Source organism: Ferrovibrio sp. GW821-FHT12B10, from assembly GCF_058807515.1.
Window position 1 is genome coordinate 83,800 of sequence record NZ_JBXAQT010000003.1, and the last position, 20,600, is coordinate 104,399.

General features: G+C 64.1%; 22 protein-coding genes. 12 read left to right on the forward strand and 10 right to left on the reverse strand.

The window, feature by feature from the left end:
* Window positions 1-149 precede the first annotated feature (149 nt).
* From AC1RRT_RS20145 to AC1RRT_RS20160, 4 genes are read left to right on the forward strand one after another with little or no spacing between them, the layout of a single operon-like run.
* On the forward strand, window positions 150-1,637 hold the full coding sequence (locus AC1RRT_RS20145; protein ID WP_493015770.1) for a cryptochrome/photolyase family protein: 1,488 nt from the start codon (window positions 150-152) through the stop codon (window positions 1,635-1,637).
* Window positions 1,634-2,971, forward strand: coding sequence for an NAD(P)/FAD-dependent oxidoreductase (locus AC1RRT_RS20150; protein ID WP_493015771.1), 1,338 nt, complete (start codon window positions 1,634-1,636; stop codon window positions 2,969-2,971). Before AC1RRT_RS20145 ends, AC1RRT_RS20150 begins: the two co-directional genes overlap by 4 nt.
* Before the next feature lie 2 nt (window positions 2,972-2,973).
* Entirely contained in the window at window positions 2,974-3,783 is an 810-nt protein-coding gene (locus AC1RRT_RS20155) for a DUF1365 domain-containing protein (protein WP_493015772.1), read from the forward strand.
* 13 nt (window positions 3,784-3,796) lie between these two features.
* Window positions 3,797-5,158 carry a class I SAM-dependent methyltransferase gene (locus tag AC1RRT_RS20160; RefSeq protein WP_493015773.1) on the forward strand — a complete coding sequence of 454 codons (1,362 nt, stop codon included), beginning with the start codon at window positions 3,797-3,799 and terminating at the stop codon, window positions 5,156-5,158.
* Window positions 5,159-5,165: 7 nt separating this feature from the next.
* On the opposite strand, the gene AC1RRT_RS20165 is transcribed toward AC1RRT_RS20160, so the two are convergent.
* The gene (locus AC1RRT_RS20165; RefSeq protein ID WP_493015774.1) at window positions 5,166-5,741 is read right to left on the reverse strand and encodes a DUF6134 family protein; all 576 of its coding nucleotides are present in this window, start codon (window positions 5,739-5,741) and stop codon (window positions 5,166-5,168) included.
* 41 nt (window positions 5,742-5,782) lie between these two features.
* The gene (locus AC1RRT_RS20170) at window positions 5,783-6,490 is read right to left on the reverse strand and encodes a ChrR family anti-sigma-E factor (RefSeq protein WP_493015775.1); all 708 of its coding nucleotides are present in this window, start codon (window positions 6,488-6,490) and stop codon (window positions 5,783-5,785) included.
* A gap of 95 nt (window positions 6,491-6,585) precedes the next feature.
* Here AC1RRT_RS20170 and AC1RRT_RS20175 point away from each other — a divergent pair, with 95 nt between their 5' ends.
* The 6 genes from AC1RRT_RS20175 (at window position 6,586) to AC1RRT_RS20200 (ending at window position 11,006) form a co-directional block, all read left to right on the forward strand.
* Window positions 6,586-7,068 carry a gamma-glutamylcyclotransferase family protein gene (locus AC1RRT_RS20175; protein WP_493015776.1) on the forward strand — a complete coding sequence of 161 codons (483 nt, stop codon included), beginning with the start codon at window positions 6,586-6,588 and terminating at the stop codon, window positions 7,066-7,068.
* The gene (locus tag AC1RRT_RS20180) at window positions 7,053-7,697 is read left to right on the forward strand and encodes an NUDIX domain-containing protein (protein WP_493015777.1); all 645 of its coding nucleotides are present in this window, start codon (window positions 7,053-7,055) and stop codon (window positions 7,695-7,697) included. The genes AC1RRT_RS20175 and AC1RRT_RS20180 overlap by 16 nt, the downstream gene beginning before the upstream one ends.
* 70 nt (window positions 7,698-7,767) lie before the next feature.
* Window positions 7,768-8,769: a cysteine synthase A gene (locus AC1RRT_RS20185; RefSeq protein ID WP_493015778.1), complete on the forward strand. Its 1,002-nt coding sequence runs from the start codon at window positions 7,768-7,770 to the stop codon at window positions 8,767-8,769.
* 4 nt (window positions 8,770-8,773) lie between these two features.
* Entirely contained in the window at window positions 8,774-9,496 is a 723-nt protein-coding gene (locus AC1RRT_RS20190; protein ID WP_493015779.1) for an alanyl-tRNA editing protein, read from the forward strand.
* A gap of 24 nt (window positions 9,497-9,520) precedes the next feature.
* Window positions 9,521-10,384 carry a 3-mercaptopyruvate sulfurtransferase gene (gene sseA / locus AC1RRT_RS20195; protein ID WP_493015780.1) on the forward strand — a complete coding sequence of 288 codons (864 nt, stop codon included), beginning with the start codon at window positions 9,521-9,523 and terminating at the stop codon, window positions 10,382-10,384.
* A 10-nt stretch (window positions 10,385-10,394) separates the two neighbouring features.
* Window positions 10,395-11,006: a GNAT family N-acetyltransferase gene (locus AC1RRT_RS20200; RefSeq protein ID WP_493015781.1), complete on the forward strand. Its 612-nt coding sequence runs from the start codon at window positions 10,395-10,397 to the stop codon at window positions 11,004-11,006.
* Here AC1RRT_RS20200 and AC1RRT_RS20205 read toward each other — a convergent pair whose 3' ends face one another.
* A complete protein-coding gene (locus AC1RRT_RS20205; RefSeq protein WP_493015782.1) occupies window positions 11,007-13,118 on the reverse strand; it encodes a catalase in 2,112 nt (703 codons plus the stop codon).
* Between the two features lie 77 nt (window positions 13,119-13,195).
* Window positions 13,196-13,831 carry a CGNR zinc finger domain-containing protein gene (locus AC1RRT_RS20210; protein ID WP_493015783.1) on the reverse strand — a complete coding sequence of 212 codons (636 nt, stop codon included), beginning with the start codon at window positions 13,829-13,831 and terminating at the stop codon, window positions 13,196-13,198.
* Between the two features lie 52 nt (window positions 13,832-13,883).
* Between AC1RRT_RS20210 and AC1RRT_RS20215 the strand changes: the two genes are divergently transcribed.
* Window positions 13,884-14,612 (forward strand): AzlC family ABC transporter permease, encoded by a 729-nt coding sequence (locus AC1RRT_RS20215; RefSeq protein ID WP_493015784.1) that lies wholly within the window; start codon window positions 13,884-13,886, stop codon window positions 14,610-14,612.
* On the forward strand, window positions 14,605-14,928 hold the full coding sequence (locus AC1RRT_RS20220) for an AzlD family protein (RefSeq protein ID WP_493015785.1): 324 nt from the start codon (window positions 14,605-14,607) through the stop codon (window positions 14,926-14,928). The genes AC1RRT_RS20215 and AC1RRT_RS20220 overlap by 8 nt, the downstream gene beginning before the upstream one ends.
* Before the next feature lie 12 nt (window positions 14,929-14,940).
* Here AC1RRT_RS20220 and AC1RRT_RS20225 read toward each other — a convergent pair whose 3' ends face one another.
* The 6 genes from AC1RRT_RS20225 to AC1RRT_RS20250 form a co-directional block, all read right to left on the reverse strand.
* A complete protein-coding gene (locus tag AC1RRT_RS20225; protein ID WP_493015786.1) occupies window positions 14,941-15,612 on the reverse strand; it encodes a DUF1345 domain-containing protein in 672 nt (223 codons plus the stop codon).
* A 65-nt stretch (window positions 15,613-15,677) separates the two neighbouring features.
* Window positions 15,678-16,187, reverse strand: coding sequence for a hypothetical protein (locus tag AC1RRT_RS20230; RefSeq protein ID WP_493015787.1), 510 nt, complete (start codon window positions 16,185-16,187; stop codon window positions 15,678-15,680).
* A gap of 165 nt (window positions 16,188-16,352) precedes the next feature.
* A complete protein-coding gene (locus AC1RRT_RS20235) occupies window positions 16,353-17,093 on the reverse strand; it encodes an amino acid ABC transporter ATP-binding protein (RefSeq protein ID WP_493015788.1) in 741 nt (246 codons plus the stop codon).
* Window positions 17,094-17,107: 14 nt separating this feature from the next.
* Window positions 17,108-18,196, reverse strand: coding sequence for an amino acid ABC transporter permease (locus AC1RRT_RS20240; protein WP_493015789.1), 1,089 nt, complete (start codon window positions 18,194-18,196; stop codon window positions 17,108-17,110).
* A 1-nt stretch (window position 18,197) separates the two neighbouring features.
* Window positions 18,198-19,391 (reverse strand): amino acid ABC transporter permease, encoded by a 1,194-nt coding sequence (locus tag AC1RRT_RS20245; protein ID WP_493015790.1) that lies wholly within the window; start codon window positions 19,389-19,391, stop codon window positions 18,198-18,200.
* Between the two features lie 86 nt (window positions 19,392-19,477).
* Window positions 19,478-20,497: an amino acid ABC transporter substrate-binding protein gene (locus AC1RRT_RS20250; protein WP_493015791.1), complete on the reverse strand. Its 1,020-nt coding sequence runs from the start codon at window positions 20,495-20,497 to the stop codon at window positions 19,478-19,480.
* Between the last annotated feature and the right edge of the window lie 103 nt (window positions 20,498-20,600).

Below are 20,600 nucleotides of genomic sequence, written 5' to 3' on the forward strand. Positions count from 1 at the left end.
CTCACGGGAACGTGGTGACGCCGGTCACCGGACCATGGCGAACCACAATGGAGCCGGCAGAACGGTGATCCGCCCCTTCCGGCCCTGCGTATCAAAAAGCGAACACCGCAGCGATTTCATGCTGCGGCGCACAGCAGATACGGCAGGGCATGTCAGCGTCTTCCTCTTCCCTCTCCCCGGCAATCGTGTGGTTCCGCCAGGACCTGCGCCTGCATGACAATCCGGCCTTTGCGCAGGCTGCCGCAGGCGGGCGCCCGGTCATCGCGCTCTATATCCTCGACACCGCCACCACGGCCTGGGCGCCCGGCGGCGCCAGCCGCTGGTGGCTGCATCACAGCCTGGACAAGCTCGGCGCGGCGCTGGACAAGCGCTACGGCATCCGGCTGGTGCTGCGGCGCGGCGACCCGCATGCCATCCTGCATGCGCTGGCGCGCGAAACCGGCGCCGGCAGCGTGCACTGGAACCGCTGCTATGAACCGGGGGCGATTGCGCGCGACACATCGGTCAAGGCCACACTGAAGAATCACGGCGTCGCGGTCGAGACGCATAATGCCGCGCTGCTGTTCGAGCCCTGGACCGTGAAGACCCAGGCCGGCGGCTGGTTCAAGGTCTTCTCGCCTTTCTGGCGCGCCTGCCGCTACCTGCCCGATCCTGAACCGCCGCAGCGCGCGCCGGCCGCGGTCGAACGCTGCCTGCCGGCGCCCGACAGCGATGCGCTCGAGGACTGGAAGCTGTTGCCGCGCACGCCGGACTGGGCGCATGGCCTGCGCGATCACTGGGTGCCGGGCGAAGATGCCGCCGCCGAGAAGCTGAAAGACTTCCTCGACGGATCGCTGCAGGGCTATGCCGAGGGCCGCGACCGCCCCGATCGCGCACTGACCTCGGGCCTGTCACCGTATCTGCATTTCGGCGAGATCGGTCCGCGCCAGATTTGGCATGCGATCCATCACCTGAGCGCCAAGGGCGGCTTCGGCATCGGGCGCAACGCCGAGAAATTTCTGGCTGAACTGGGCTGGCGCGAATTCTCGCATCACCTGCTGTTCCATTTCCCCGATCTGCCCGGCCGCAGCTTCCGCGAGGAGTTCGAGGCCTTTCCCTGGGACAATCGCAACGGCCTGCTCGCCGCCTGGCAGGAAGGCCGCACCGGCTACCCCATTGTCGATGCCGGCATGCGCGAGCTCTGGCACACCGGCTGGATGCATAATCGCGTCCGCATGATCACGGCCTCCTTCCTGGTGAAGCATCTGCGGCAGGACTGGCGTCGCGGCGCGGCCTGGTTCTGGGACACGCTGGTCGATGCTGACCTGGCCAACAATTCGGCCAGTTGGCAGTGGGTCGCCGGTTCGGGCGCCGATGCCGCGCCCTATTTCCGCATCTTCAACCCCACCCTTCAGGGTGAAAAGTTCGACAGCCAGGGCCAGTATGTGCGGCGCTGGGTGCCCGAGATCGCAGCCCTGCCCGACAAATACATCCATCAGCCCTGGATGGCGCCCGAGAAAGTGATGGCGGCCGCCGGCCTGAGACTCGGGCGCGACTATCCCGAGCCGCTGGTCGACCACAACGAGGCCCGTAAAGCAGCACTGGCGGGCTTCGCCGCTTTACGCAATGATATTCAAGAGGCAGCGGGGGCTGAATGAGTCGGACCGACAACGAACGGCGGCAACGCATCGCCGTCATCGGCGCAGGGATTTCCGGATTGGGCACGGCCTGGGCGCTGTCCCGCCAGCATGATGTCACCGTCTTTGAAGCCAACGCCTATCCCGGCGGCCACAGCAACACGGCGGTCGTCGATTATGACGGCACCGCCATTGCGGTTGATACCGGCTTCATCGTCTTCAATGACTGGAACTACCCCAACCTGACGCGGCTGTTCGAGCATCTCAAGGTGCCCTCGATCAAGAGCGAGATGTCCTTCGCCGTCACGGTGGGCGATGCGCAGGATCCCGGCCAGCTCGAATGGAGCGGCAGCAGCATCGCAACGCTGTTCGCACAGAAGCGCAACCTGCTGCGGCCCAGCTTCCACCGCATGTGGCGCGACATCCTGCGCTTCAATGCCTCGGCCATCACCGATCTGGCCAAGGGCCGCATGGCCAACCTGTCGCTGGGCGACTATCTGGGCATCGGCCGCTATGGCGACGGCTTCATGCTGGATTACCTGCTGCCGATGGGCGCGGCGATCTGGTCGACGCCTTTAGCCGGCATGATGGATTTCCCGGCCGAGACCTTTGCACGCTTCTTCAAGAACCATGGCCTGCTCAGCGTCAACGACCGGCCGCAATGGTACACCGTGCAGGGCGGCAGCCGCGAATATGTGCGCCGCCTGCTGGCCGACCGCCTCTTCACGCTGCATCTGAACACGCCCGTGCAGGCGGTGCGCCGCACGGCCGACAGCGCCACAGTGATCGTCAATGGCGTCAGCCAGAGTTTCGACAAGGTGGTGATGGCCTGCCATGGCGACCAGGCTCTGCGCCTGCTCGGCGACCAGGCAACCGCCACCGAACGCGACATCCTGTCCTGCTTCCGCTTCCAGCCCAACCGCGCGGTGCTGCATCGCGATCCCGCCCTGATGCCGGTGCGCAAAAGCGTGTGGTCGAGCTGGAACTACCTGACCGAGCCGCGCCGTGACCTGCAGCGCCGTGTCGGCCTCACCTACTGGATGAACCGGCTGCAATCGATCGACGAACGCCATCCGCTGTTTGTCACGCTCAATCCGCTGCAGGAGCCGGCGAAGGACAAGGTGTTCGCCGAATTCCACTACGAGCATCCGCTGTTCGACCAGCGTGCGGTCAATGCGCAGAAGCGCCTGGGCGAGATCCAGGGCCGCGACCGGCTGTGGTTCTGCGGTGCCTGGTGCAAATACGGTTTCCATGAAGATGGCTTCACCGCCGGGCTGAACGTTGCCGCAGGCCTTGGTATCGCCGATCCTTTCGCGGCGCCGGCGCCGTTATCCGATCTGGCGGCGGCGGGCTGAGCATGACAGCAATGCTTTCCCTGCCCGATGCCAGCCTGTACCGCTGCCGAGTGATGCACGAACGACTGCTGCCGTTCCGGCACAAGTTCAACTATCGCGTCTTCTCGCTGCTGCTGGATATCGACCGGCTACCGCAGATCGCCGCGCGGTCGCGCCTGCTCAGCTACAACAGCTTTGGCCTGCTCGGCTTCCATGACCGCGACCACGGCCCGCGCGACGGCTCGCCGCTACGGCCCTGGGTGGAAGCGGCGCTGGCGCGCGAGGACCTGAGCGAGGCTGCAGCCCGCATCCGCATCTTCTGCTTTCCGCGCTTCTTCGGTCATGTCTTCAATCCGCTCAGCGTCTTCTTCTGCTACGACGCGGCCGACCGCCTGCGCGCCGTGCTCTATGAAGTGAAGAACACTTTCGGCGACCAGCACACCTACCTGATCGAGATTCCGGCGCAGCAGAACAGTGCCCCTCTCGAGCACAGCGTGGCCAAGCGCTTCCATGTCTCGCCCTTCCTGCCATTGAGTGGCGAATACCGTTTCCGCCTGCTGCCACCTGGCGAAAAAATCGGCATCGCGATCCATCAGCATGCCGCCAGCGGCGCACTACAGCTGATCGCCACCCAGAGCGGCCGCCATGAAGCGCTGTCCGATCACAGTCTGTTGAAAGCCTTCATCCGTCATCCGCTGATGACCGTAAAAATCGTTGCCGGTATCCACTGGGAGGCCCTGCAGCTTTGGCGCAAGGGTGCAGCCTTCTTCCGCTGGACGGCGCCGCCGCGCGATCCTGTCTCGGCCGGCCGACCCAAACACGACGAAGTGTGACGGAGCATTTTGGATGACTGAAGCTTATATCGATCGCAAGACGACCCTGGGTGAAGCCGCCGAGGCCGCGATGGAAGTCGCCGCAGAAGCCGTCCATGCCCGTCTTGCGCATCCCCGCGCAACTTCGTCCGCTTCAGCCGAACCGCTGGTTGTCCGCTCGCCGCAGGATGTGCTGCGCCTGCCTGGCCTGACCCGCTGGATGCGGCTGATGCTGTCACTGTCGGCGCGCATCAGCCATGGCAGCATCACCATCACCCTGCCCGACGGCCGCGCCCTGCAGGCCCACGGCACCGAGCCGGGCCCTGTCGCCACGCTGCATGTCAATCACCAGCGGGTGGCCAAACGGCTGCTGCTCGGCGGCAACCTCGCCGTCGGCCAGGCCTATATCGACGGCGATTACGATTGCGACGATCTCGCCGCGCTGACCGAATGGGCCTGCCTCAACAGCGGCCTCGATTCCACCCTGATGGGCAAGCCATGGCTGCGGCTGCTGCGCCGCATCGGCTTTGCCTTCGCCGCCAACAGCAAGCGCGGCAGCAAGCGCAACATCGCTTATCACTATGACCTGGGCAACGACTTCTACGGCCACTGGCTCGACCGCTCGATGACCTATTCCTCGGCGCTGTGGCATCGTGGCGACGAAAGCCTGGAGGAAGCCCAGTTCAACAAGTACCGCCGGCTGGCCGGCGAGACACTGCGCCTGCAGCACGGCCAGCGCGTGCTGGAGATCGGCTGCGGCTGGGGCGGTTTCGCCTGCGTCGCGGCGCGCGAGTTCGGCGCCAAGGTGCATGCCGTCACCATCAGCCGCGAACAGCACGATTACGCACAGGCCCGCGTCCAGCGCGAAGGCTTAAGCGATCTGGTCAACATCGAGCTGCGCGACTACCGCGACCTGACCGGGCAGTATGACGCCATTGCATCCATCGAGATGATCGAGGCGGTGGGCGAGAAATACTGGCCGACCTATTTCAGCCAGCTGCGTGACCGCCTGCTGCCGCAGGGCCGCGCCGGCATTCAGGCCATCGTGATCGACAACAAGTATTTCGACGATTATCGCGGCACGATGGATTTCATCCAGGCGCATATCTTCCCCGGCGGCATGCTGCTTTCGCCCGAGATGGTCGCCTCCCAGGCCAATGCGGCCGGACTGCAGATCGCCGACTCCTTCAGCTTCGGCCGCGACTATGCGCGCACGCTGAACGACTGGCATCGCCGCTTCGAGGCCGCCTGGCCGCAGATCCGCGCGCTGGAAAGCCGGTTGCTCGGTTTTGATGAGCGCTTCCGCCGCATGTGGCGCTATTACCTGGCTTATTGCGAGGGTGGCTTCAACGCCGGCACCATCGACGTGATGCAGTACGGCTTCACCAAAAGCTGACCGTCGATCACCGCAACCGGTATTCGATCAGAGAGCCGTCTTTCGCAGGAAAGGCGGCTTTCACCCATTGGCCGGCGTGATCATACCATAGCGTCAGATCGATATCGCCATACAGGTGATAGCGCCAGGCTGGCACATCCGCGCCGCTGGCAGAAGCCATCTCAAGCCTCTGCGGCTCGACAGTCAGCGCCAGCACACGGCCGTTCTGACTGTTGATGATCGGGCTGCGGCGTGTGAAGTCACTGCGCCAGTAACTGGTGGGTATCGCCTCGGCCGGCAGGTGGCCGGCGAAGCCCGAGCCCGCGACAGCCAGGCCCTCGCCCTGTGTTTCAGCGCGCAGATGTTCGGCGGTGCCATCGTTATCGGTGGTGGAGACCAGGCTGACCAGGCGGTCGCCCTGCCAGATTTCCTCGGCCTCATGCATGTAGCGATACACCGTCAACGGCCCGAAGGTGACGCGCAGCCGTATATCGACGGCGACGCGGGTCCGGTCCTCGTCCCGATCGATGGTGACACGGTGATGGCCAATGGTCTCGCCATTGCGCCAGACTTCGAAATCACGGATTTCGGTTTCCCCCGCCACGGCCCCGCCAGAAACGAGAGCCAGAGCGGAGGCAACCGCGACTAGGCCGAGAGCTTTGCCCACTGATTGAAAAACCAGCCGAGCGGACCCCGGAAGTCCAGGGACGCATTGGTCACGACCAGGCAGATGCAGGGCTGATCCAGCATGGCAACAGGACGATGCTCGACACTGCCGTCGGCAACTTCCAGATCGCCCTTGCGGAAGGCACCAATTTCATCGGTGAAGCCGCCGCTCAGCACCAGCGTCAGCTCGTCGCCGCGATGAGTATGCATGGGCAGGCCAGCGCCGGGGGCAATCTTGAGCAGGCTGATCATACCGCCATCGACCTTGGGCAAGGGCAGCGCATAAGACTGGAATCCCGTGCCGCTCCAGCGCCAGGGCAGGTTGTCGAAATCGGCCTCCAGATAGGATTTCAGCGGCGACGGGATGCCGTCCATGCGCACGCCTTCGACCGGAGCCTTGGTCGTCTTGGTCTTAGCCTTGTCCTGCTCGCCCAGACGGCCCGCAATGGCCTCGAACCCGGCGGTGCTGACGGTTTCCGCAGGGGTGGCCTCCAGCATGCTGCCGGCTGCCCGTTCGGCCGTGGCAAGCTCGCGGCGGCAATGGGGACAGAATGTCAGATGACAGGCGACCGCCAGCGACCACGATTCCGCCAAATTGCCGCTGGCGTAATCCAGCAGCAACTCGGCCGGAATATGATGTTCCGGCAGGCGAGTCTCTTGGGTCGGGCTCAGGTTGGTCACAGTCATGGTCTTTGAGGATTTCCGCTCTCTCAACTACACGGTTAATATACGCAGGTCACCGCAATGTGGATCATTCCCCAGACAGGTCAAGCCAGCCCCCGATGAAGTATTTCTTTTATGGCACCCTGTGCGACCCGGACGTGCAGAGCCTGATTCTCGGCTATAGGCCCAGCCCGCGCCAGTTGCAGCCCGCCCGCCTCCATGGCTACCGGCGCAAGCAGGCCCTGGGCCGCAGCTACCCCGTGTTGATCCGGGCCCCCGGCGGCGTGGTCGACGGCCTGCTGTTCCAGGCGGCCCGGCCCCAGGATGCCGCCCGCCTGGCCAGCTACGAGGGGCCAGAATACCTGACCCGCCAACTGCCCGTGCATCACGCCCGCGTGCATCACGCCTCTGTGCCGGCCGGTCCAGGCCCTGCGCCGTCCGATACCGCCGGCAGCCAGCTCGCGCTGGTCTTCCTGCCGGCACGCGGCGCCCTGCCCGCCTCGCGGACCGACTGGCGGCTGTCGACATGGCAGCGCCACCAGAAAACCGATTTCCTCCGCAGCCTCCATCATCAGGGACCCATGCCATGCGCAAGTCGGTAGATGTCAGCCACCAGCCGATGCCTGTGGAGCTGGTGCGGCAGGAAGCAATCTTCCGCGGCCATCTCAAGGTCGACAAACTATGGCTCAACCATGGCCGGTTCGACGGCGGCACGCTGAGCATCGACCGGGAAGTCGTCTATCGCGGCGACGCCGTCTGCGTGATGCCCTATGACCCTGTGCGTGATGAAGTGGTGCTGATCGAACAGTTCCGCGCATCTGCCCTGTTCAACGGTGATCGCGCCTGGATGATCGAGGTTGTCGCCGGCCTGATCGAGGATGGCGAAACCATCGAGGATGTCGGCCGGCGCGAGCTGAAGGAGGAAAGCGGCCTGGAAGCCATCGGCGAACTGCTGCCGATCGGCATGACCTATTCGACGCCGGGCTTCTGTTGTGAGCGGTTCCACATGTTCTGCGCCCGGGTCGACGCCGCCAAGGCCGGCGGCCTGCATGGGCTGGACGACGAGCATGAGGATATCCGGGTTTTCGCCCTGCCCTTCACCGAGGCTTTCGCACAGTGGGAAGCTGGAAAAATCCCCAATTCGCCGGCCGCCATCGGCTTGCTGTGGCTGGGGGTATACCGTGAGCAGTTGCGGAAAAAATGGGCCGATCCCCGCGGGTTGCGACCCTAACCCCCCCTCGGTATAGGATGGGCTTCGGGAGGCGCTATATCAGCCCCAACCCCAACAGACCGAGCCCGGCATGGACATCCGTAAAGACTTCATCGACAGCATCGGCAAGACGCCCCTCATCCGCCTGAAGGCAGCCTCCGAACTCACCGGCTGCAACATCTACGGCAAGGCCGAATTCATGAATCCCGGCGGTTCGGTGAAAGACCGGGCTGCGCTCTTCATCGTGCAGGACGCGATCAAGCGCGGCGCGTTGAAGCCCGGCGGCACCATTGTCGAAGGCACCGCCGGCAACACCGGCATCGGCCTGGCGCTGGTGGCCAATGCCATGGGGTTCAAGTCGGTGATCGTGATGCCGGACACCCAGAGCCAGGAGAAGAAGGACTTCCTGCGCTTGTGCGGCGCTGACCTGCGTCTGGTGCCCGCCGTGCCTTACAAGGATCCGAATAACTACGTGAAATATTCCGGCCGCTTGGCCGAGGAGCTGGCGAAGACCGAACCCAACGGCGCGATCTGGGCGCAGCAGTTCGACAATGTCGCCAACCGCGAAGCGCATTACCGCACGACCGGCCCGGAAATCTGGGACCAGACTGACGGCAAGGTGGATGGCTTCACCTGCGCGGTCGGGTCTGGCGGCACCTTTGCCGGCGTGCTGATGGCGCTGAAGGAACGCAATCCGAAGGTGCAGGTCGCGCTGGCCGATCCGATGGGCGCCGCGCTCTATCACTATTACAAGCACGGCGAACTGAAGGCCGAGGGCAGCTCGATCACCGAGGGCATCGGCCAGGGCCGCATCACCGCCAACCTGGAAGGCATCACGCCCGACGACGCCTTCCAGATCACCGACGAGGAAGCCCTGCCCGTGGTGTTCGACCTGGTGCAGCATGAAGGCCTGGTGCTGGGCGGCTCGAGCGGCATCAACGTCGCCGCCGCTATACGGCTGGCCAAGAAGATGGGCCCGGGCCACACGATCGTCACCGTGCTCTGCGACGGCGGTGCGCGCTACCAGAGCAAGATGTTCAATCCGGAATTCCTGCGCAGCAAGAACCTGCCGGTTCCCGCCTGGATGGCCTGATCGCATGACCGACTTCCTGTTCCGCGACGATGCCTATCTGACGACTTGCGATGCGGTGATCACCGCCATCGACGAGCGCGGCTTCCAGACCAACCGCACGATCTTCTATCCGCTTGGCGGCGGCCAGCCCGGCGATGTCGGGCGTTTTGTGCTGGAGGGCGGCGAGATCGTCGCCATCGCCGACACCCGCAAGGGCGACGGCCCCGATGGCATCATCCATGTGCCGGCCGGCGGCACCGCGGCGCTCAAAGTCGGCGCCAAGGGCAAGCTGGAACTCGATTGGGCGCGCCGTCATCGCCTGATGCGCATGCATACCTGCCTGCATCTGCTGTCGGCGCTGGTGCCGTTTCCTGTGACCGGCGGCCAGGTCGGCGACGGCAAGGGCCGGCTGGATTTCGACATGGCCGACAGCATTCCCGACAAGGACACGCTGACGGCGAAGCTGAACGAACTGATCACCGCCGACCATGCCGTGACCTCGCGCTGGATCACCGACGAGGAGCTGCTGTCCAGCCCCGACCTGGTGAAGACCATGGCGGTGAAGCCGCCGATGGGTCTGGGTCGGGTGCGCCTGATCGAGGTGGTGGGCGTCGACCGCCCGCTCGACCTGCAGGCCTGCGGCGGCACCCATGTGAAGCAGACCGGCGAGATCGGGCCGGTGGTGGTGCGCAAGGTCGAGAACAAGGGCCGGCAGAACCGCCGGGTGAATATCGAATTCACGGCCTGAAGACCGCAATCAGGGAGTTGCACAATGAACTACGTCAATCCGGACGCGCTGGTATCGACCGAATGGCTGGCCGAGCATCTGCGAGCGCCTGATTTACGCATCGTCGACGCCTCCTGGTACCTGCCGACCATGAGCCGCAACGGCAAGGCCGAATATGCCGATGCCCATATCCCCGGCGCGGTGTTCTTCGACATTGACGAGATCGCCGACACCGACGTGCCGCTGCCCCATATGCTGCCCAGCGCAGAGAAGTTCGCCTCGCGCATGCGGCGGCTTGGCATCGGCGACGGCAACCGCATCGTGGTCTATGACGGCTCTGACAATCATCTCTCCGCCCCGCGCGCATGGTGGATGTTCCGTGTCTTCGGCCATACCGATGTCGCCGTCCTGAACGGCGGCTTCAAGAAATGGAAAGCGGAAGGCCGCCCGGTGGAGGACCTGCCGCCGATGCCGCGTGAACGGCATTTCACCGCGCGCCGCAATGACCTCCTCGTGCGCGATGTCGACCAGATGCGCACCAACATGACCAACCCGCGCGAACAGGTGGTGGATGCCCGCAGCAAGGGACGCTTTGAAGGCACCGAGCCAGAACCGCGCGTCGGCCTGCGCGGCGGCCATATCCCGGGTTCGCTGAACGTGCCCTCGTCACTGATGACCGATCCCAAGACCGGCCTGTTCCAGCCGGCCGATGCGCTGAAGGACATCTTCACCAAGGCCGGCGTCGACCTGGCCAAGCCGACCACCACCACCTGCGGCTCGGGCGTGTCGGCCTGCATCCTGATGCTGGGCCTGCATCTGCTGGGCCATCGCCAGAATGCCGTCTATGATGGTTCCTGGACCGAATGGGGCGGCCGCGCCGACCTGCCGGCGGAACTCAACAAGGCCTGAACGGGGCGCCATGGCCGAAGCCCGCCATACCGATCAGAATACGGTTGCGCCGGCGATCTTCCGGCTGCCGCCGGCCATGCTGCTGGATGATGGGCGTTACAACGTCACCGTCGTCTATCTCGAAATGCTGCGGAACCTGCCTGAGGGCAGCGACCGCCCGCCGCTGGTACCCAAGCTGGCGCTGCTGCGGCTGGAAAAGCCCACAGTCGGCTTCTACCGCTATCTCTATGACACCGTCGGCCGCGCCTGGCACTGGCTCGACCGCCATCGCCTGAGCGATCTGGCGCTCGGTCAGATCATTACCGATCCGCTGGTGGAGATCTGGGTGCCCTATGTCGGCGGCGTGCCGGCCGGTTATATCGAACTCGACCGCCGCGACGAGGGTAGCGATCCGCGCAAGCCGATCAACATCGCCTATTTCGGCCTGGCGCCCGAATTCTTCGGGCGCGGCCTGGGGCCATGGCTGCTGCGCGCCGGCGTGCGGCAGGCATTCTCCTACGGCACGCAGCGGCTGATGGTGAACACCTGCAACCTCGACCACCCGGCCGCATTGCCGCTGTACCAGAAGACCGGCTTCCGGCCGTACCAGACGCGCGAAGCGCTGTTCGACCCGCGCCGGTGATCAGCCCGGCGAGCGCAGCTTCGGCTCGCGCGCCCAGATGCGATGCTGGCTGGCCGCGGCGACAAAGGCCTTGGTGCCACCCTTGCCGTCCAGCGCCACGATGCCGTCATCGGGCTCGACGCCGGCCTTGTCCATCAGCGGCTTCGCCGCCGCGACATGGCCGATGACCTTCAGATGGCTGAAGGCGTCATGCACCCAGGCCACCGCGCCGGCCTCGCGCACCAGCGTCTTCACGCCATCGGCAGACAGCAGCAGGACCACGGCATCGAACAGCACCGACGGCCCACCCGAAATGGTGTGGTTGGCCGGGACCTTGCTGCCATCACTGAGCTTGGCACCGCCGATCTTGGGCGCCACGATCTCGACCACCGCGCTCTCGGCCTGCGCCGCCTTCCGCACGGCGGCCAGCAAGGCGGCATCGCCACCATCGCTGAGCAGCACGCCGATCTTGCGGCCTTTGATGGTCGGCGGCGCCTTGGCGATCAGGCTGAGCGCCTTGGAGGGCTTCATGGTCTTGGCCGGCACCGCGGGCGTCAGCGTCTCGGCCTGCCCTTCCATGCCCAGCGCCGCCTCGACGCCATTGCACAGGTCGTCATGGACCAGCTTCAGCCGACCCAACATGCGGCGGCGGATGGCGATGGTCTCGACCTTGGCCAGCTCGAAGGCAAAGGCGCTGACGATATGGGTCTGCTCGGGCTTGGTCATCGACAGCCAGAACAGCCGGGCATGGCTGTAATGGTCAGCGAAGCTTTCCGGACGGGCGCGCAGCTTGTCGTCGCTCACGCTTTCGGGGAAGGACGAAAATCCAGCAGTCGGATGCTCGCGCGGGCTGTCCGGCGCGAGGCTGTTCGGCTCATAGGCGACGCGGCCCTTGGGCACGTCCATGCGATGAATGCCGTCGCGCTGGAAGTTGCGCATCGGGCAGACCGGCCGGTTGATCGGCAGCTCGTGGAAGTTCGGGCCGCCGAGACGGCTGAGCTGGGTGTCGAGATACGAGAAGAGCCGCCCCTGCAGCAGCGGATCGTTGCTGAAGTCGATGCCGGGCACGACATGGCCCGGATGGAAGGCGACCTGCTCGGTTTCGGCGAAGAAGTTGTCCGGGTTGCGGTCCAGCACCAGTTTGCCGATCATTTGCACCGGGATCATTTCTTCGGGGATCAGCTTGGTCGGATCCAGCACATCGAAGCCGAGCGCATCGGCGGTCTTCTCGTCAAAGGCCTGGATGCCCAACTCGAATTCCGGGAAGTCGCCGGTATCGATGGCATTCCACAAGTCGCGGCGATGGAAGTCGTAATCCGCACCGGCCAGCTTCACGGCTTCATCCCAGATCAGCGAGGCCGCGCCGATGGTCGGCCGCCAGTGGAATTTCACGAAGGTGGATTTGCCCTTGGCATTGATGAAGCGGAAGGTATGGACGCCGAATCCTTCCATCATGCGGTAGCTGCGCGGAATACCACGATCCGACATCGCCCACATCAGCATATGGGTGCTTTCCGGCATCAGTGAAACGAAATCCCAGAAGGTGTCATGCGCCGAGGCCGCCTGCGGAAAGGCGCGGTCGGGCTCCATCTTCACCGAATGCACCAGATCGGGGAACTTCATCGCATCCTGGATGAAGAAAACTGGAATGTTGTTTCCGACCAGATCGAAGTTGCCTTCGGAGGTATAGAACTTCACGGCAAAGCCGCGCACATCGCGTACCGTATCCGGTGAGCCCGCGCCGCCGGCCACGGTGGAGAAGCGCACGAAAACCTTGGTCTTCTCGCGCGGATTGCTCAGGAAGGCCGCCTTGGTGATGGCGCTCTGGTCCTTGTAGACCTGGAAATAGCCATGCGCCCCCGAACCGCGCGCATGCACGATGCGTTCAGGAATTCGCTCGTGATCGAAATGCGTGATCTTCTCGCGCAGGATGAAGTCTTCCAGCAGCGTCGGACCGCGGGCGCCGATCTTCAGGGAATTCTGGTTATCGGCAATCGCCGTGCCCTGATTGGTGGTCAGCCGGTCGCGGCCGTCGGCGGCGCTCGCCTGCTGATGCGTCTCGCCGCCCTTGCCGGCAACGGTCTTCACAGCCGCTGCCTTTGCCGGCGCGGTTTTAGTCGGGGCCTTGGCCATGATCCACCTCTGCTGCTGGTCACTTCAATTGGAATGATTCCAAATGAAAGCTCAGGGGCAAAGTTCCGGATTCATCTCTAATGAGTTGTTTTGACCCGCTCGTAGTGGCGGCGTGCCTTGGCGCGGTTGCCACAGCTTTCCATCGAGCACCAGCGACGGCGCTTGTTCGGGCTGCTGTCGTGGAACAGCCAGCCACAGCCCGGCCCCGCGCAGCAGCGGATGCTGGCCGGCTCCACCGTCACCAGCAGCTCGGCCGCCAGTCGCGCAATCGCACCGAGCGGTGAACCGAGCGCAATGCCGTCGCCATGCGATTTCCACACAAAACGCTGCCCCGATGGCGCAATACTGCGGCCTTCGGGATAGCGCAGCAGGCATTTGTTGAGGATATCGAGATCGGCCGGACGCGGTGCCTTGCCCAGCCGCGTACCCTTGGCGAGACCATGCAGCGCCTCGCGCAGCGCGACGGCTTCGGTCAGCACCGCTGTCGCACGCGCTGGTGCGGCGGCGGCCTGACGCTCCAGCTCGGTTTCGGTGGCCGTGCCGATGATGCCGCAACGCCGGCACCAGGCCAGCAGCGCGTCATAGGACGTCAGCGTATCCACTGATCCGCCCTCGCTCTCCGGCCGGTCGCGCCAGTCCACGGTATTGACGTAATCCAGGACCGGATGACCGCCATGCAGACTGAGTTCGAGGATCGGCAGCGTCTTCGCCATATAACCATCATACCGGTTGACTGCCCGTGCGCCAACTCCTAGTTTTCGCCGCATGACCATCCAGCCTTCCGATTCCGCCGCTGCTTCCGCTGGCGGCACTTTCACGCGCGCGGGCGTGTGGTACGGCATGAAGCTGACCGCGCCCTACAGCATCAGCGCCCTGCCCTTCGGCATCGCCTTCGGCGCAGCGGCGCTGGGCGTAACCATGTCGCCGGGCGAAGCCACCCTGATGAGCATCGCCACCTTTGCCGGCAGCGCGCAGTTCGCCGTGCTGAGCCTGTGGAGCGCCTCGCCGCTGCCCGTGCTGGCCATCGTGCTGACCAGCTTCCTGGTCAATGCGCGCCATATCGTGATGGGCGCGGCGATGCAGCCCTATATCGCCAACCTGCCGCGCCACTGGGTGCTGCCGGTCTCGGCCGGCATGACCGATGCCGGCTGGGCCATCACGCTGCAGGCGATGATGAACGGTCGCCGCGATCTCGGCATCCTGCTCGGCACCGTGATCATGCAATGGCCGGTCTGGGTCAGTGGCACGGCGCTGGGAGCTTTCGTCGGCTCCGGCGGCCTGGATGTAAAACGCTGGGGTCTCGACGTCCTGATCGCCGGCGTCTTCGCCACATCAGTGATCGGACTCTATCGTGGGCGCAGCGACATCCTGCCCTGGCTCGCCGCCGTGGCCGGCACCGTCGCCGCCCTGCTCTGGCTGCCGGGCAACTGGTACATCCTGATCGGCGGCGCCTGCGCCGGCCTTGCCGGTTTGTGGAGCGGCCGCAATGACTGAATTCCTGACCTTCAACACCGCCGCCGTCATCGCCATCGCCGGCATGGCGCTGGCCACGCTGCTGACCCGCGTCGGCGGCTTCTGGATGATGAGTTACGTCACCATCTCACCCCGGCTGGAGCGTTTCCTGCGCCATATGGCCGGCGGCGTGCTGGTCGCCATCGTCACGGCGGCCGCCATGCGTGGCGATCCGGCGATGTGGGCCGGCCTCGCCACCGCCATCGTCGTCATGCTGGTGCTGCGCAAGTCGATGACCGCCATCCTGATCGGCATGCTGGTCGCCATCGGGATGCGGTACGCCCTGCCGCTTTTATAATTGGCTGCCGCTTTAGTTGCTTGCGATCAGGTTGACGGTGAGCGCGATCACCGTGGTGTTGAAAAAGAACGACACGATGCTGTGCACCAGCGTCAGCCGCCGCATCCCCCGGGACGAGATCGACACATCGGAGACCTGGCAGGTCATGCCGATGACGAAGGAATAATAGAAGAAGTCCCAGTAGTCCGGATCGCCCTTGCCGGGAAAATCCAACCCCTTGCGGTCTTCCCTTTTCCCATCGCCTTCGATATCGCCGTAATAGAGATGCGCATAGTGCAGCGCCAACACGGTATGGATCAGCAACCAGGCGCAGATCATGCTGGCGCCGCCGAAACCCAGCCGCAGCGCCAGGATCAGCCCCTGCGCCGAATCCTTGCCCGCGATGATCAGGCCCAGCGCCGCCAGACTGATGGCGGCGGCGATGATCACCAGCAGGGAGATGACCCAGGCATTGTCGTCGAGTTCGCGCGCCCGTTTGCGCAACTGGGCGATCGAGATGCAGCTGACCGCATAGGCGGTCCAGCCGAGGAACAGCACCACCCCGGCCACCCAGGCCGCGCCGGCATGCACCATCGGGTCGTCGGGCTGGAACGGCCAGAGGAAGATGCCGGCCCCGATGCACAGGCAGATCAGCAGGCGCCAGCCCGCCGACATATGGCGCAGGATATCAAACAGGCGGTTCATCATGTCCTCTGGGATGCGGTCAGGCAGGCCAGAGTATAACGGATCGTGGTAAACGGCAGTTCCGTCTATCGCTGCAGCGGTGTCGGGTCGCCCGGTTGCGACTGCCAGTCCAACACCTTCCACTGGCCGTCGGTGCGGCGCAGGTGATAGCGCGTGGGCGGCGCCGGCGTGGTGAAGCAGTCGGGCTGCTCCATCTGGAAGCCGCAGTTGCGGCCGGCGACGGCGATAACGGCTTCATCCCGGCCCGGCGTTTCTATGCCAGTAATGCGGTAGCTCCACCAGTAGCCGAGATGCTCGGTGCCCTCGAAGCCCAGGCCGACCGGACCGAACGACCAGACCTTGCGGCACAGATCCGTATCGCGGCGGGCAAAGCAGGCCAGCAGAGTCTCAACGGCGCAGACCGGCGTATCGGTCTGACCGATGCAGCGGTTGTCGCTGCGGCCGGACGGGCCGATCAGGCGATACTGATCGACGGGATCGACAGCGGGCAACTGAGTGGTGGGTAGTTGGGCGATGGTGGGGCCCGCGATAATGGCGGCCAGAGCGGCAAGCAGACCAAGGGCAATACGACGCATGATGCTCCTCCCTTTTTATTATGGAGAGAAGCCTATCACGGGTTCCAGCGATCCAAATAACGAAGCGCGGCGCCATCACCCGAATGTCAAAGACGGGTATGGGCCGCGCTTACGTCGACACCGCTCTGCCCTGTTCATGTAAACGGGACAGTTACGTCCCAGCGCTCAATGCAGGATCTGACTGAGGAACAGCTTGGTGCGTTCGTTCTGCGGATTGGAGAAGAATTCATCAGGCGTGTTCTGCTCGATGATCTCGCCACGATCCATGAAGATGACGCGATCGGCCACCTTGCGCGCGAAACCCATCTCATGGGTCACGCAGAGCATGGTCATGCCGCCGTCCTGGGCCAGGCCGACCATGACGTCGAGCACTTCCTTGACCATTTCCGGATCGAGCGCCGAGGTCGGCTCATCGAACAGCATGATCTTGGGGTTCATGCAGAGCGAGCGCGCGATGGCGACGCGCTGCTGCTGGCCACCGGAGAGCTGCCCCGGATACTTACCGGCCTGTTCGGGGATGCGCACGCGGCTGAGATACTTCATCGCCGTGGCTTCCGCTTCCGCCTTAGGCTGGCGCAACACCCAGATCGGGCCGAGCGTCAGGTTCTCAAGCACGGTGAGATGCGGGAAGAGATTGAAGTGCTGGAACACCATGCCCACTTCGCGGCGGATGGCGTCGATGTTCTTCAGGTCATTGGTCAGCTCGGTACCATCGACGATGATATGGCCCTTCTGATGCTCTTCCAGGCGATTGATGCAGCGGATCATCGTCGACTTGCCGGAGCCGGACGGCCCGCAGATGACGATACGCTCGCCCTTCTTGACGTTCAGGTTGATGTTCCGCAACACGTGGAATTCGCCATACCACTTGTTGACGCTCTGCAGTTCGATAACGGGAGCAGCCATGTTCAACGGTTCCTTCAGCGCTTGTGTCCAGTGGCCAGGCGCTCTTCGAGCTTCCGGCTGTACTTGGACATCGAGTAGCAAAAGACGAAATAGATGAGAGAGACGAAGATGTAGGCCTCGATCGAGAAGCCGCGCCAGGCGGGATCGGTGAGCGACACCTTGGTCGACTGCATCAGGTCATAGATGCCGATGATCACCACCAGCGAGGTGTCCTTGAATACCGCGATAAACAGGCTGACCAGCGGCGGGATCACGATCTTGAGCGCCTGCGGCAAGATGATAAGGCGGGACTTCTGATAGAAGCTGAGACCCAGCGAGTCCGCCCCTTCATACTGACCCTTGGGGATCGCCTGCAGGCCGCCGCGCACCACCTCCGCCAGATAGGCGGCGGCGAACAGGATGATGGCGATCTGAGCCCGCAGCAGCTTGTCGATGCTGAAGCCCTCAGGCAGGAACAGCGGCAGCATGACCGAGGACATGAACAGCATCGAGATCAGCGGCACGCCGCGGATCAGTTCGATGTAGAGCACGCAGATGGTCTTGATCGCCGGCATCTTGGACCGACGCCCAAGCGCCAGCATCAGGCCGAAGGGGAATGCGATGGCGATGCCGAAGGTTGACAGGATCAGGGTCAGCGGCAGGCCGCCCCAAAGCGTGTCCTCGACATAGCGCAGACCCAGGATGCCGCCCCACATCAGGACGGCAACGGAAACGAGGCCACCGATCCAGATGTACAGCAGGCTCTTATTCCAGAAGCGCTGCATGCAGCTCATGACGATCATGCAGATCAGCATGATGGCGGCGATCAGCGGCCGCCACTGCTCGTCATAGGGATACAGGCCGAACAGCATCAGGCGGTATTTCTGCCCGATGAAGGCCCAGCAGGCACCGCCGCCGGCGCGGCATTCCTGCGAGGTGGAGGCCGTGAAGCTCGCCTTGATCAGCGCCCATTCGACGAAGGGCGGCAAGGAGAAGATCAGGATCGTCGCCGCCAGAACAGTCAGGATCGCGTTCAGCGGCGAGGAGAACAGCCGGTCGCGTATCCAGGCAATCGGCCCGGTGGTGCTGGTCGGCGGCGCCATGGTTTCGGAAGCTGTGCTCATCTTACCGCTCCACCAGCGCTATGTGTTTGTTGTACCAGTTCATGAAGACCGAGATCGACAGGCTGATGCTGAGATAGACGGCCATGATGATCATGATGCCTTCAATGGCCTGACCGGTCTGGTTCAGCGTCGTGTTGGCGACTGAGACGATATCGGGATAGCCGATCGCCACAGCCAGCGAGCTGTTCTTGGTCAGATTCAGATACTGGCTGGTCATCGGCGGAATGATCACGCGCAGCGACTGCGGCAGCACGATCAGCCGCAGCGTCTGGCTGCGGCTCAGGCCCAGTGCCCCCGCCGCCTCCCACTGGCCGTAATTCACCGCCTGGATGCCGGCGCGCACCACCTCGGCGATGAAGCCGGCGGTGTAAAGCACGAGGCCGAACAACAGGGCCGCGAATTCCGGAGTCAGCGTCGAGCCGCCAACAAAGTTGAAGCCCTGCAGCCTGGGCACATCCAGTTCCATCGGCGCACCGCCGAACAGCCAGCCCAGGAACGGCAGGCCGATCAGCATGGCAATGGCGGTGCGGTAGACCGGGAAGGCCTTGCCGGTGGCGTCCTGCCGCTTCTTGGCGAAATGCACCACGACGCCGATCAGGATCAGCGCCAGGAAGAAGCCGCCGGCCGCCAGGTCGAAGGCGACATGGTCGGTCGGCGACGGAATCTTGATGCCGCGGTTGGAGATGAAGACGCCGGGCATCGGCTTGAGCGAGTCGCGCGGCCCGGGCATCGATTCCGTGATGATCGCGTACCAGAAGAACAGCTGCAGCAGCAGCGGCACGTTGCGGATCACCTCGACATAGATCATCGAGAGCTTGGCGATCAGCCAGTTTTTCGACAGGCGCGCAATGCCGATGACGGTGCCGATGATGGTGGCCAGGATGATGCCGACCACCGCGATGCGCAGGGTGTTCAGCAGGCCGACCAGGATGGCGCGGGCATAGGTGTTTTCCGGCCCGTAGGCAATCGGCGATTCGCCGATGGCGAAACCCGCCTCGCGCTGGAGGAAATGGAAGCCGGTGGAGATATTGCGAACCGCCAGGTTGTGCAGCGTGTTCGAAATCAGGAACCAGCCGACGGCGACGACCAGACCGATCGCCACCACCTGATAAACGACGGAGCGGACGTCGGGATCGTTCCAGCTCAGTCGACGTTTCGGCGCGGCTTGCGCGCCGGTTAGCTTACCATTGGCCATGTGCCCCCCATGGCTAGACTTGTAAAACACAACCCGGGATGAGTGACCGGCGGCGCCCTGTTTCGCCGCCGGTCGTCATCACGGACTTAACGGATCGGCCAGGCGTACAAAGCGCCGCCCTTCGACCACTGCTCGTTCACGCCGCGATCGAGCTTCAGCGGGCTTTCCTTGCCCACGTTCCGCTCGAAGCTTTCGCCGTAATTGCCTACCTGCTTGATGATGTTGTAGGCCCACTTCTCGTCGACGCCCAGCGCCTTGCCGGCACCCGGAGTCACACCGAGGATACGCTTGATGTTCGGGTTGTCGCTCTTCAGCATCTCGTCGACATTCTTCGAGGTGATGCCGTATTCCTCGGCCTCGATCATCGCATTCAGCGCCCAGCGCACGACGACCAGCCAGGCATCGTCGCCCTGACGCACCATCGGGCCAAGCGGCTCCTTGGAGATCGTCTCGGGCAGGATGACGTGGTCATCGCCGTTCGGCAGCTGCGTCGAGCGGATCGCGGCGAGCTGCGACTTGTCGGTGGTGAAGGCGTCGCAACGGCCAGAGGAATAGGCCCCCACCAGCTCGTCCAGCTTCTCGATCACAACCGGCTTGAACGTGATCTTGTTGGCGCGGAAGTAGTCGGCCAGGTTCAGTTCAGTGGTGGTGCCCGGCTGCACGCAGACGGTGGCGCCGTTCAGTTCCTTGGCGCTCTTGACGCCCAGCTTCTTCGTCACGATGAAGCCCTGGCCGTCATAATAGTTGATGCCGGCGCCGATCAGGCCCAGCGAGCCGTCGCGGCTCAGGGTCTGCGTCGTGTTGCGCGCGAGCAGGTCGATTTCACCCGACTGCAGGGCGGTGAAGCGCTGCTGGGTGGTGACGGGGGTGTACTTCACCTTGGTGGCGTCGCCGAACATCGCGGCGGCAACCGCCTTGCACATGTCGACATCAAGGCCCTTCCAGTTGCCCTGCGCGTCAGGCGCGGAGAAACCGCCCAGGCCGGTATGGACACCGCACTGCACGAAGCCCTTGGCCTTCACCGCGTCAAAGCTGGCGCCCGCCTGGGCACCCTGCGCGATGAACATCAGGGCAGCCGCGGCGACGGCTGTTTGCAAAAGTTTCATTGGGTTAGTCCTTCTCGTTTTGACTAGGTACTGCCTGTGGCCAGAGCGTTTATGGGGGGTCCGGACACCCTGCCTAAATATCATGACGCCCCAAAAACCGGCA